The 11,686-nt window shown below is 52.9% G+C and carries 12 protein-coding genes; 9 read left to right on the forward strand and 3 right to left on the reverse strand.

Annotated elements, in window-relative coordinates:
* Positions 1-144: 144 nt before the first annotated feature.
* A complete protein-coding gene (locus IPG22_13565; protein MBK6589314.1) occupies positions 145-1,158 on the forward strand; it encodes a hypothetical protein in 1,014 nt (337 codons plus the stop codon).
* A gap of 106 nt (positions 1,159-1,264) precedes the next feature.
* Here the strand turns inward: IPG22_13565 and uvrC are convergent, their stop codons facing one another.
* The gene (gene uvrC / locus IPG22_13570) at positions 1,265-3,109 is read right to left on the reverse strand and encodes an excinuclease ABC subunit UvrC (GenBank protein ID MBK6589315.1); all 1,845 of its coding nucleotides are present in this window, start codon (positions 3,107-3,109) and stop codon (positions 1,265-1,267) included.
* A 122-nt stretch (positions 3,110-3,231) separates the two neighbouring features.
* Here uvrC and IPG22_13575 point away from each other — a divergent pair, with 122 nt between their 5' ends.
* Both IPG22_13575 and IPG22_13580 read left to right on the forward strand, forming a co-directional pair.
* Positions 3,232-3,705 (forward strand): hypothetical protein, encoded by a 474-nt coding sequence (locus IPG22_13575; GenBank protein ID MBK6589316.1) that lies wholly within the window; start codon positions 3,232-3,234, stop codon positions 3,703-3,705.
* Positions 3,706-3,748: 43 nt separating this feature from the next.
* Entirely contained in the window at positions 3,749-4,717 is a 969-nt protein-coding gene (locus IPG22_13580; protein ID MBK6589317.1) for a threonylcarbamoyl-AMP synthase, read from the forward strand.
* A gap of 16 nt (positions 4,718-4,733) precedes the next feature.
* Here the strand turns inward: IPG22_13580 and IPG22_13585 are convergent, their stop codons facing one another.
* On the reverse strand, positions 4,734-6,311 hold the full coding sequence (locus IPG22_13585) for a glycosyltransferase family 39 protein (GenBank protein ID MBK6589318.1): 1,578 nt from the start codon (positions 6,309-6,311) through the stop codon (positions 4,734-4,736).
* A gap of 46 nt (positions 6,312-6,357) precedes the next feature.
* On the opposite strand from IPG22_13585, the gene IPG22_13590 reads away from it, so the two are divergent.
* Positions 6,358-7,341, forward strand: a complete 984-nt coding sequence (locus IPG22_13590; GenBank protein ID MBK6589319.1) for a Gfo/Idh/MocA family oxidoreductase — start codon at positions 6,358-6,360, stop codon at positions 7,339-7,341.
* A 163-nt stretch (positions 7,342-7,504) separates the two neighbouring features.
* Here IPG22_13590 and IPG22_13595 read toward each other — a convergent pair whose 3' ends face one another.
* Complete coding sequence (locus IPG22_13595) at positions 7,505-7,939, reverse strand: hypothetical protein (protein MBK6589320.1); 435 nt, start codon at positions 7,937-7,939, stop codon at positions 7,505-7,507.
* A 96-nt stretch (positions 7,940-8,035) separates the two neighbouring features.
* On the opposite strand from IPG22_13595, the gene IPG22_13600 reads away from it, so the two are divergent.
* From IPG22_13600 to IPG22_13620, 5 genes are all read left to right on the forward strand, one after another.
* On the forward strand, positions 8,036-8,257 hold the full coding sequence (locus tag IPG22_13600; protein ID MBK6589321.1) for a hypothetical protein: 222 nt from the start codon (positions 8,036-8,038) through the stop codon (positions 8,255-8,257).
* Positions 8,235-8,795 carry a beta-lactamase family protein gene (locus IPG22_13605; GenBank protein MBK6589322.1) on the forward strand — a complete coding sequence of 187 codons (561 nt, stop codon included), beginning with the start codon at positions 8,235-8,237 and terminating at the stop codon, positions 8,793-8,795. Before IPG22_13600 ends, IPG22_13605 begins: the two co-directional genes overlap by 23 nt.
* Entirely contained in the window at positions 8,720-9,115 is a 396-nt protein-coding gene (locus IPG22_13610; protein MBK6589323.1) for a serine hydrolase, read from the forward strand. The genes IPG22_13605 and IPG22_13610 overlap by 76 nt, the downstream gene beginning before the upstream one ends.
* Before the next feature lie 75 nt (positions 9,116-9,190).
* Positions 9,191-10,390: a VWA domain-containing protein gene (locus tag IPG22_13615; GenBank protein MBK6589324.1), complete on the forward strand. Its 1,200-nt coding sequence runs from the start codon at positions 9,191-9,193 to the stop codon at positions 10,388-10,390.
* 119 nt (positions 10,391-10,509) lie between these two features.
* Positions 10,510-11,664: a VWA domain-containing protein gene (locus IPG22_13620; GenBank protein ID MBK6589325.1), complete on the forward strand. Its 1,155-nt coding sequence runs from the start codon at positions 10,510-10,512 to the stop codon at positions 11,662-11,664.
* The last annotated feature ends 22 nt before the right edge of the window (positions 11,665-11,686 follow it).

The raw sequence follows: 11,686 nt of genomic DNA on the forward strand, positions 1-11,686 counted from the left end.
CCAAAATGTCCAATTGTGTGATCCGCCCTTGCTCACGCGCGGGCTTTCAGCATTTTTTCTGCAAGAAAACGAGCGAGACTGCGTTCCGAAAATATACAGCGACGCTCTCCACATTATGGAAAAGATCAAAAGGAGTTTGTAATTATGAAAAACCAGAGAATCACAGGGCTGATCGCCGTCGCTGTATTTACGTTGACCGCCGCCTTTTCGGCCCTTGCACAGACTGATGGATACCGCATATCGTCGCCCTACACGCACAAAAATCTCACTATCTTCCTGATTCACGGCAAAGACCAGAACACCAAGGGCAACGTCATGACACTGCAGGAAGCCATGGAGCGAAAGCTGTTGGTCGTGTACGAAACATCTGAGGTGAACGAGCTTGAGGTCGAAAATCTGTCGAAGACACAGGACGTTTTCATCCAGTCGGGCGATATTGTGAAGGGCGGAAAACAGGACCGTGTGCTGGCGGTGAGCATCATAATTCCCGCACGTTCGGGCCGGGTGAAGATAGACGCTTTTTGCGTCGAATCAGGCCGCTGGGAAAAACGCGGCGGTGAAGAATCAACGAAATTTACAAGTTCGAACGACCGTATTGTTTCAAAGGACCTGAAGATCGCGGCAAACGCCACGCGTTCGCAGCAGGAGGTCTGGAATCAGGTCAGTAAGGCTCAGGAAAAGCTCAGCAAAAACGTCGGCGGAGCGGTGACGGACGACGTGTCGCGTTCAAGCCTGCAGCTCAGCCTCGAGAATAAGAAGGTGGTCGCGAATATAGACGAATATATAAGAAATCTCAGCTCGATAGCCGACGGCAGATCGGATGTGATCGGCTACGCATTTGCCATCAATGGCCAGATCAACAGTGCGGACATTTACGTCTCAAACGCACTGTTCAAAAAGCTCTGGCTCAAGAACCTCAAGGCCACCGCGACCGAAGCTGTCTCAGAAGCCCGTGGCATCCGCCTCGCCGAGCCGGTCAAGGCCGACGCGATCAAGGGTTTTATGGACGATTCCGAAAAAGCCCGTTCAAAAGAACGCTCCGCCGGCCCAACTGGCCGCGTCATCACCCGCGAAGACAAATACAACGTCATGGTCGAAGCCGTCGACGAGAAGTCGAAGGTCGTCGTTCACAAGACATACGTTCGAAAAGGTAATTAGAATTTAGGTCATTCAGGCCTAAATATCAGGCCCGAAATTCCTGTCTGCAATTTACGTCGCTGTTTTGCAGACAGGAAATTCGGGCCTGATCTGTTGGGGTTCGATCCTACTGTTCGCGCGCGCCGAGGCTTCTTTGATTAGCGAAATGTTCGACGATCTCGCCTGCGGCTTTTTGACCGATAAACGGCCGAAGTTCCTCGATCGACGCTTTTGCAATTCGCTCGATCGATCCGAGATTCTTCAACAGTTTCAGTTTACGTTTCTCGCCGATGCCAGGAATTTCGGACAGTTCGGACGAGAAATCTCGTTTCTCACGCCGCTTGCGGTGGAATTCGATGGCCGTTTTATGCGTTTCTTCGCGGATCTGGAGGATCAGGCGGAAGGCGAGCGAGTGGCGGTCGAATGGGATCGGTTGGTCCTCGCGGCCGTAGATCAGCAGGTGCGAGATCTGGTTGTGCTGTTTTTGCGGCTTGACGAGGCCGACGAGCATTATTTGTTCGAGATCGAGAGCTTGCATCGCGGCAGCAGCGGCCGAAAGCTGGCCTTTGCCGCCGTCGATGAAGATCAGCTCGGGCAAAGGCTTTTCCTCGGCCAGCAGGCGTTTGTAGCGGCGAAAAACCGCTTCGTGCATCGACGCGAAATCGTTCGCACCCTCGACCGATTTGATGATGAATCGGCGATAATGTCCTTTCGCCGGTTTGCCGTTCTCAAAGACGACGATTCCTGCGACGTTCTCCGCTCCCGAGATATTCGAGATGTCGAACGACTCGATCCGTTCAGGAAAATATGAGAGTTCGAGCAGTTCCTGAAGTTCTTCGAGTACCTTTTGCGAATCGGGTTTGAGCACTCGGAAACGCTGTTCGAAGGCGATCTTGGCGTTGGTTTCGACGAGCTCGACGAGGCTCCGTTTGGTGCCGCGTTTGGGGTCGAGGATCTTCACACGGCGGCCGCGGCGTTCGGTCAGGGCTTTCTCCAGCACCTCGCGGTCGTCGAAATCCTGCGGAACGTGAATTTCTAAAGGCACGTAATCGGTCGAGTAATACTGAGCCAAAACCACGCTTAGAAATTCCGCCGGGTTGAACGTATCGTCCTCAACGAGATCTTCCCAAAAGAACTCACGCCGCCCGACGATGCGGCCTTCGCGCATGGTGAAGAGCTGCAGGGCGAGGCGTTGATTTTCGCGATAAAATCCTATGATATCGATGTCGAGATCGGCCGTCGTCGCCATCTTTTGCTGCTCGCTGAGGGCCAAGACCGTCTTGCTGAGGTCGCGGTATTTGGCGGCGAGTTCGTATTGGCCGTTCTCGGAATAGTGCCACATGCGGGCCTCGAGGGTTTTGGCGAGTTCCTTGTTTTTGCCCTCGAGCAGGATCTTTACATCGGCGGCGGCTTCCTCATATTCCTTTTTTGTACAAAGCCCTTTGACACACGGGCCGAGGCAGCGTTTTAGGTGGTATTCGAGACACGGGCGGGCGAGTTTGCCGTCGATCTCGATCTCGCAGGTTCGGAGCTGAAAGGCACGATTGACCAGGTTCAGCGTGTTGCGAGCCATCGTCGCAGGCAAAAAAGGGCCGTAATAGCTGGAGCCGTCACGCACGATCTTTCGCGTGACGACGACCTTTGGGAATGGTTCGTTCGTGAGCTTGAGATGTGGATATGATTTATCGTCCTTTAGAAAAACGTTGAATCGCGGCTTGTGCTTTTTGATCAGGTTCGATTCCAGGACCAATGCCTCGACCTCATTATCGACGACGATAAACTCAAAATCCGTGATGTTTTTTACGAGCTGGCGAGTTTTCGGGTCGTGATTGCGGCTCGATTGAAAGTAAGACCGCACGCGGTTCTTCAGATTCTTTGCCTTGCCGACGTAGATGATCTTTCCGGCCGCATTCTTATGAATGTAAATGCCGGCATCCGTTGGTAAGGTTTTGAGTTTTTCGGCGATCGTCACACTCATATTTTAGCTTGATGCAACGAGATTTCACCACTGGGAGAACCTGGGTTGGTGTTTGGAGAGAAGCAGTGTTATAAAACTCGCTATCGTTGCTTAACCAAAAGAGAGGTTTAATCACTATGACCATGCGTTGGATCGTCGTTAGCATCACTATTTTTGCGTTCCTTACTCAGCCATTTGTGCTTTTGGCCCAGGCTTCGAATGATTGGCGCAGCGTGAAGGCCCTCGCCGGGGGCACGGAAGTTCGTGTCGAGACCAAGGCGGGTAAGAAGATCGACGGCACTATCGAAGCCGTTTCGGATAGCACGATCGGTGTTTCCTCAAAAGGCAAAACTGAAGAAGTTGCTTTCACGGACGTCAAAAAGGTCCATCAGGTCAAAAACGGTTCGCGGGGGCCGGGAATTGCCATAGGAGCGGCCGCCGGGGCAGGAGTTGGTGCAGCGATCGGCGGCGGAGTGCTGGCCGCAACCGGCGGTAGCGACGACACGGGCGGCGTGATCGCTCCCTTCATCGCCGTTGGTGCCGGTTTAGGAGCTCTCGCCGGGGCATTGATCCCCAGAAAGAAACGCACCTTAATTTACGAAGCGAAATAGCGGCTTTGCGTTCTCACGGCCTTTCGCGTAAAACTTTCAGTACGTGAAGACCATCGTAACAAATTCCCCGCTCGAAGCCGCGGCATTCATCAAAAACGTCGGCACTGTCGCATTTCCGACGGAGACGGTCTATGGCCTCGGTGCGAACGTCTTTGACGCTGAAGCGGTCGCGAAGATTTTTGAAGCGAAACGCCGCCCGGCTGACAACCCGCTGATCGCGCACGTTGCGAACCTTGCTCAAATCCGTGAACTTGCGTCCGAAGTTAAGGAAAACGCCCGGAATTTTATCGATGCTCTGTTTCCCGGCCCACTTACGTTAGTTCTGCCAAAATCCGACCGAGTCCCGCTCATCGCGACCGCCGGGCTTGATACTATCGGCGTGCGGATGCCGCGTCACGAACTCGCGCAACGATTTCTCGAAGCCTGTGGCGTTCCGGTCGTTGCTCCTTCAGCAAACCTATCAGGACGACCAAGCCCGACAACGTGGCAGGCTGTTCTCGAAGATCTCGATGGCCGCATCAACTGCATTTTGCAGGGCGAGGCGACCGAGATCGGGCTGGAATCGACGGTTGTCGATTGCTCATTAGGAGTTCCGGTTTTGCTGCGGCAAGGTGCGGTTTCGCTCGCAGAATTACAAGCAGTCGTTGCTGAGACTGTTGAGAATAAGGTCGTCAATGGCCGCGCAGTTCGGAGCCCGGGGTTAATGCACAGGCATTATTCTCCGCGGGCAAAGGTCGTGCTTATCGATCATGGATCTGAGTCCCCAAATTTGAGATCTGAAAATTCTGCATACCTCGGACTCAGACGGCCCAAATGCGAATTCAAAAAGGCTTTGCTGTGCTCCTCAGTGGAGATCTACGCTCATGTTGTTTTCGAATTCTTTCGCGAATGCGATCGGGAATCGGTCGATACGATCTATTGTGAGATCGTCCCTGAGTCCGGCATCGGAGCGGCTCTGATGGATCGGTTGCGACGGGCGGCGGAGGGTGAGCGTCATGAGTCCAAAGACTAAAGTCTTAAGACAAAGATCAATTGACCGCGATCTCGACAATGGCGAGTTCGGTGTTGTCTTTTAGCACTCGAGTTGTGATGCGGCTGTCTTTTGTGAGAACCGCAAGGTGTTCGATGGGAACAAGAACTAACGCCGATTTACCGTTTTCCCGGGCGAGATATGGCAGCAGGTCGTCGACGTGGTAGAACGTTCGTTGTTTGCCGGTTTCGTCACGTAGAAGGCGGCCGGGTGCATAGAATTCGGCATTGTGCGAAAGCGTGTACACCATGAAAACCCGCTGCTCAGAGAATCCGCGAGTATTTGCATCCGCAATCAGTGACCTGACGGAATCGGCCTCAGCAAATTTCGGTACGACGAAGATCAATAATGCGACGATGCTGATAAGTGTGGTCATGGCGGTGGTCATCACTATCTTTTGCCATTTCACGCTTTTCTGGACCAACCCGAAAATAAACAGTGCTGTTAATATTATCGCCGCCGGAACCGCAGGCAGGATATAGCCCGGCAGTTTCGAACCTGACATTGAAAAGAAGACAACCGGAACCAGCAGCCAGGCGAAGGAGAAGCGAAGCAGCGACGAAGTGGGCTGAATCTGATCCGCCCGCCAATCAAAGACTGCTTTGACCGAATTCCAAAAACCACGGAAGAAAAACGGGACCCACGGGAAAGTCATCAACGGCAGCACCCAAAAGAAAAAGATGAAAGGCTGCGGGTGCTGATATTTATTCGAGCTGTAACGCTGAAAATGGTGCTGGATAATGAATTCATCGATGAATTCCCAGCCGTTTCGCTGATACATTGGCAGATACCAGATAGCGGCAACCGCCGTTGCCACTAGTGTTCCCCAGAGCAGGCTCGCTAGGAATGCACGGCTCGGTAGACGCCACTCGAGCACGTTATAAAACGCGACGATTGCAAACGGGAACAGAATGCCGATCAGCCCTTTGGCTATCAGCGAAACGCCGATAAAAACGTAAAAAAGAAAAAGAGGTAAATATTTTTTTCGCCAGGTATTGTCGGACGCCCGGTCGAAAATAAAAAAGCTGACCATCGCGGCGGTCATTGGAAATGTGACGATAATGTCGAAGCTCGCCCCGCGCGAAAAGACGAGAATCCCTAACGACGTAGCGGCGACCAGGGCGAGGTAATTTGGGAAATTTGCCACAGAGGACACAGAGGACACAGAGGTCGGGGTGACAGTTTTTTCACTCGTACGCGATTTTTGATTTTTCTCTGTGGCCTCTGTGGCCATCTTCCTGCCAAGAACCCAAAGAGCCGCGATCATGCCCAAACCGAACAACGCCGATCCAAAACGAGCAGCAAATTCACTAACGCCAAAAAAGTGGTAGAACGTGATCTGCAGCCAATAGAGCAACGCCGGTTTTTCGAACCAGTGAAAACCGCCAAGGGTTGGCGTGACCCAATCGCCGCGCTCGAACATCTCGTGGGCGACCTGGGCGTAACGCGGTTCGTCCGGGCCGAGCAGCGGAAGGTTGAGGCCGAACATGTAAACAAAGACGATCAAAACGGCCAGCAGCACCCACATATATGTCGGCACGGCGGTAGACTCGGTCTTTGTAATTTCCGGTGTCATAATCGAGAATGTAAAGTATTGCTGAAAAGCGGTTTGTTATCAAATTATGGGCGAAAATCGTAAATTACGCGTTGCCGCGATCGGTGTCGGCAGCCTCGGGCGGCATCATGGGCGAAACTATGCCGAATTGGCCGCCGAAGGCCGCGTCGAGATGTTCGGCGTTTGTGATGTTAACGCCGAAACCGCTGCGACGATAGCTGCGGATAATAAATGTGACAGCTTTACGAATTGGCGCGATCTGCTCGGCAAAGTCGATGTAGTTTCGGTCGCGACGCCGACGGAAACGCATTGTGAGATCGCATGTGCGTTTCTCGAATCTGGTGTTCACGTCCTTGTCGAAAAGCCGATCGCTCTGACGCTCGACGAGGCCGATAAAATGATCGCGGCGGCTGAAAAGTCGGGTGCGAAGCTGATGGTCGGGCAACTCGAGCGGTTCAACCCCGCGATGGTCGCTCTGCGGCCCCATATCACGAAACCGCTGTATTTTGAGATCCACCGCGTGTCGCCGTTCCCTAACCGCTCGCTAGACGTCGATGTGGTGCTCGACGTGATGATCCACGACCTCGATGCCATCCAATGGCTCGTTGGCGAGAATGTGAAAGTTTCGGAGATCCGCGCGGTTGGGATTCCGGTCATTTCCGACAAGGTTGATGCCGCGAATGCCCGCATCGAATTTGAAAACGGAGCCGTTGCTAACATCACCGCTTCGCGGATCGGTACTGACAAGATCCGAAAGACACGGTTTTATCAGACAGGGTCGTATGTGGTTCTTGATTACGGTACAAAGTTTGCATCGGTCACCTCGCTCAACCCCGAGGCCGCACATCCGCTGCTTGGTATCTCGATCAATAGGCTTGAGATCAATGATGTCGAACCTTTACGGGCTGAGATCACGGCGTTTTTGGATTCGGTCGAGCATGATGCCCAACCTCCGGTCACCGGGGAGGACGGGCGTCGGGCGTTGGCTTTGGCGGTCGGGGTTTTAGAGAAGATCGAGGAGCATATCAATCGGTTAAGGCAGCAAAATTAGAGCCCCAATGTACTTTTCTTATGTATTGCCTCCAGCTTTAGCTGGAGGTGGGCGGCCAAAATGAAGAGGCTTTAGCCGAATAAATCTTTCGGCTAAAGCCCTTTTATTAAAGAGAATCACACCTCCAGCTGAAGCTGGAGGCAATTCATGCGGACCAAATGACCTATGCTGCTGCTCCACCGGCTCTTTCGGCCATTGATATGAGCCATTCCTGAGTTTTTGCGAGTCTCTCGGCACCTTCGGGCGTCCCGGTCACGACCTTTTCGAGGTGCTGCAATGCGGTCGGGTTTTGCCACATTTCTCTCAGTTCCGCGAGGAGCGGTTGGACCTTGGCGAAGACGATCACGTGCTCGCCAGCGGTTTCGTTGAACATATCGGCGTCGATCGCACCGTGATTGACGAGGGCCGCCGCCATGTCCCAATACGATACAACCATTCTCAGGTAGCCGCCGACTTCCGGGTCCATCATGGTTTTAATGTAGTCTTCGGCGCTCGTCGGGTTAAAAGTGAAAAACCAGTTTCTCGCCTTTCTCATCATCTCTTCGCGTCTCAGATCATAAAGTTTTAGAATTAGGTCAGCAGATTCTACTTTGCTCATGTATTTGTTTACCTCGTTGTAAAATTTAGAGCTTAAGTCTATTTTTTAGGCGTAGCGGTTGTCAATCGCGTCGAAAGCAGAGTTCATACTTACATAATGCCAGATCAGATCTCACGATTTCTATCGACACGCATCGACGCTGGTGATTTTCCGTCGGCGGTCTATCTCGTCGCCGAAGGCGGTCAGATCGTGATGCACGAGGCTCTCGGGAACGCTGTGGTCGAACCTGAACTGATCCCCGCGACAAAGGAAACGATATACGATCTGGCAAGCCTGACCGGCGGGTTCAGGCGAACTGGATATCGAGCAGCCGATTAAGAAATACCTGCCGGAATTCGACGGAGCGGGTAAAGATGGCGTCACGGTGAAGCATTTGCTGTCACACACTTCGGGTTTAGCGGCGTGGAAGCCGTTCTATTTGCTTGTAGATCAGCCAAACGAGATCGTGGCGAACATTGCGGCGACGCCGCTCGATTACCGGACCGGCAGCCGCGTGGTTTACAGCGATGCGAACTTCATCCTGCTTGGCCGGATCATCGAGAAATTGTATTCGCTGCCGCTCGATCGCGTCGTGGAAGACGAGATCGCCGACCAACTCGGTTTATGGGATACGGGCTTTCACCCCGCGGCGGAACTGCGGCCTCGGATCGCGGCTTGCGAACATGGGAACGGATTTGAGCGACAGACTTGCGAAGACCTTGGATTTGCGGTCGAACTTCGGAAAATCGTTTTCGAACAGAGACGATCTGGGGCGAGGTCCACGATGGAAATGCTCATTTTATGGGCGGAGTTGCGGGCCACGCCGGACTGTTTTCGACTGCGACTGAGGTGCTTGCGATCGCACTTCAGTTCTTAGAAAACCACACGTCGCTTTTATACCGAGAGGATTGCGGTAGATTTTCTCATAATTTTACGTCGGGAATGAACGAACATCGCTCGTTCGCGTTCCAGCTTGCAACGACGCCGGAATCGACTGCGGGAACGAAAATGTCTAGGACGAGCTTTGGGCATCTTGGGTTTACGGGGACGAGTTTATGGATCGATCCGGTCAAGGATCGGGTTTTTATTTTGCTGACGAACCGCACGCACAACCGGGAGTTGCCATTCGAAAATATAAATGCGGTCCGGCGTCGATTTCATGATCTGGGAAACGAATATCTTGATAAAATTTCATAGCAACGAAAAGGTGCCAAACCTAATCAAAACGTCGCTTTCCCCAAAGTAACTGATCGGTGCGGAGTATATGATTCGATGAAAAAGCTAGCAGTTCTTTTGATCACGATGGGGACGCTTGTGTTTGGAGCGTTTGGGCAGGGGAATACCTCGACGCGTCCGCGTGTCGCTCCGACAGCGGCCCCGCCGCGTATCCTTAATGCGCCACCGGTTACGACTGAGGATGCGGGCCCGCCGGTTCTTATCAACGGCAACAAACCAACTGCCAACCCCACCGCGACGCCGCCTGAGGATGATGAGGTAATTCGGGTCGAAACAAATTTGGTAACGATGCCGGTTTCGGTGCTCGATCGTGACGGACGATTCATATCGGGCCTGCAGCAAAAGGATTTTAAGATATTTGAGGACGGCGTCGAGCAAAAGCTGGATTATTTTCAATCGGTCGAGCAGCCATTCACGGTTATTCTGCTCATCGACGTCAGCCCTTCGACACAATTCCGGATCGATGAGATCCAGAATGCGGCGATCACATTTGTCGACCAGCTCCGTCCGGCTGACAAAGTCATGGTCGTAGCATTCGATCAGCACGTTCAGGTGATGTGTCCGGCAACCAATGACCGGCGCGTTCTTCGCGGAGCTATTCAGCAGGCACAGTTCGGTGACGGCACGAGTCTTTATGAGGCAGTGGATTACGTCATTCAGCAGCAGCTGCGTACGATCCAGGGGAGAAAAGCGGTTGTGCTTTTCTCGGACGGGGTCGATACGACCTCGCGCCGGGCAAGCTATGACAGCACATTAAAGGATACCGAGGAAGTTGACGCCCTGTTTTATACCATTCGGTACGATACCTCGACAGATATGTATGGCGGAAACAATAATCCAACGCCGCGTACAGGCCGGGGCGGACGCGTTACTATGGCTGACATTCTCGGTGCGATCTTGACCGGCGGAAACGTCAGCGTTGGCTCGGGCGGCCGCGGCCGCGGCGGCGCCAATTCTGCCGAATACGAAAAAGGACGCAAGTATCTGGAAACGCTCGCGCTCAACAGCGGCGGCCGGCAGTTCGAGGCACAGTCAATTTACAATGTCGATGCAGCTTTTGCCGGGATCGCAGAAGAGCTTCGCCGTCAGTATTCTCTCGGCTACTATCCCGAAGCTGTAGGTAAAGTCGGCGACCGGAAGCAGATCAAGATACGTGTCATGCGGCCGAATGTTGTCGTCAGGGCAAAAAATAGTTATGTCGTTGGCAAGTCCGACCGGAATGTCGCCGGCCGCTAAGACCGTCGTCAAGGATATAAATAAAATAAAGGAGGTCAGAAATAATGACTTCCTTTTTTTCTGTTTTGCATCTTTAATAGAGCTAACAAGCATCGTAGATGCTGGAACTTGGTGACCGAATGAAACTCAGATACTCAGCGATCCTGTTAGTGTGCTTTGCGGCGTTTGCCTCGATGGCCTTCGCTCAATCGGGACGGACTGATACGAAGACTGATGGAAAGAAGAATCAACGTTCCACGGAACCAACACCGAGTCCGACACCACTAGCGACGCCCAAAACGCTTGTGCCCGCAAGCGACCTGACGGCGGATGATGGCGAGATCATCAAGGTGAACACGCAACTAGTTTCGATCCCTGTTCGGGTGATGGACCGCAAGGGGCGATTTATAGGTGGGCTCGGGAAGGAAGACTTCAAGGTTTTTGAGAACGGCAAGGAGCAGGAGATCGCCCTTTTTTCAAACGAGAATGAGCCGTTCACGGTCGCTTTGGTGCTTGATATGAGTTACTCGACCAAGTTCAAGTTGGCGGAGATCCAATCTGCCGCGATCGCATTCATCGATCAGCTCAGGCCAAATGATAGGGTGATGGTCGTTTCATTTGACGGTGAAGTTCATATGCTCTGTGAAGCCACCAATGAACGAAAGGAGATCTATCGGGCGATCAAATCGACGGCCATCGCTACGGGAACCAGCTTGTACGAGGCTGTTGACCTGGTCATGAACAACAGGCTTCGGCAGATAGACGGCCGCAAGGCAATAATTCTGTTCACGGATGGCGTGGATACGACGAGCCGGCGTTCCAATGACCTCAATAACCTTCATGATGCGATGGAGCTTGATTCGCTGATCTATACCATCAGATACGATACGTTCGCTGATGTTCAGAACATGAAGAACGGGCCGATCGTTCAGCAGCCGAAGATATCGATCCCAACCCAGGGCGGCAACCCGCTGCCGAATATGCTTCCAACGATAATGACACCGAGTTCGCAGGGAACCACCGCAGCAGAATATGAAAAGGCCGCCGAGTACCTGGATCAGTTGGCCATTCGCACGGGCGGCCGCCGATATGATGCGACATCACTCGGCAATCTCGCGGATGCCTATTCGAAGATCGCCAGCGAGCTGCGTGAATTCTATAGTGTTGCCTATTATCCGAGCGAGGATCGCATGCCCGGGAAATCGAGCAGCGTCAAGGTCAAGGTCGATAAGGATGGCGTCGTCGTCCGAGCCCGCGAAACCTACACCAGCAGAAAAAAACCACAAATTCACTGACGAAAGACAAAACGCCCAGCCT

Source organism: Acidobacteriota bacterium (assembly GCA_016703965.1).
In the GTDB taxonomy this organism is placed as follows: Bacteria; Acidobacteriota; Blastocatellia; order Pyrinomonadales; family Pyrinomonadaceae; genus OLB17.

What these genes read in the sequence shown, in the direction of transcription:
- IPG22_13615 (MBK6589324.1), top strand. Translation starts at nt 9,191, where the DNA reads ATGAAAAAGCTAGCAGTTCTTTTGATCACGATGGGGACGCTTGTGTTT.
- IPG22_13595 (MBK6589320.1), bottom strand. Translation starts at nt 7,939, where the DNA reads ATGAGCAAAGTAGAATCTGCTGACCTAATTCTAAAACTTTATGATCTG.
- IPG22_13590 (MBK6589319.1), top strand. Translation starts at nt 6,358, where the DNA reads ATGGGCGAAAATCGTAAATTACGCGTTGCCGCGATCGGTGTCGGCAGC.
- IPG22_13610 (MBK6589323.1), top strand. Translation starts at nt 8,720, where the DNA reads ATGGGCGGAGTTGCGGGCCACGCCGGACTGTTTTCGACTGCGACTGAG.
- IPG22_13565 (MBK6589314.1), top strand. Translation starts at nt 145, where the DNA reads ATGAAAAACCAGAGAATCACAGGGCTGATCGCCGTCGCTGTATTTACG.
- IPG22_13600 (MBK6589321.1), top strand. Translation starts at nt 8,036, where the DNA reads ATGCCAGATCAGATCTCACGATTTCTATCGACACGCATCGACGCTGGT.
- IPG22_13620 (MBK6589325.1), top strand. Translation starts at nt 10,510, where the DNA reads ATGAAACTCAGATACTCAGCGATCCTGTTAGTGTGCTTTGCGGCGTTT.
- IPG22_13585 (MBK6589318.1), bottom strand. Translation starts at nt 6,311, where the DNA reads ATGACACCGGAAATTACAAAGACCGAGTCTACCGCCGTGCCGACATAT.
- IPG22_13575 (MBK6589316.1), top strand. Translation starts at nt 3,232, where the DNA reads ATGACCATGCGTTGGATCGTCGTTAGCATCACTATTTTTGCGTTCCTT.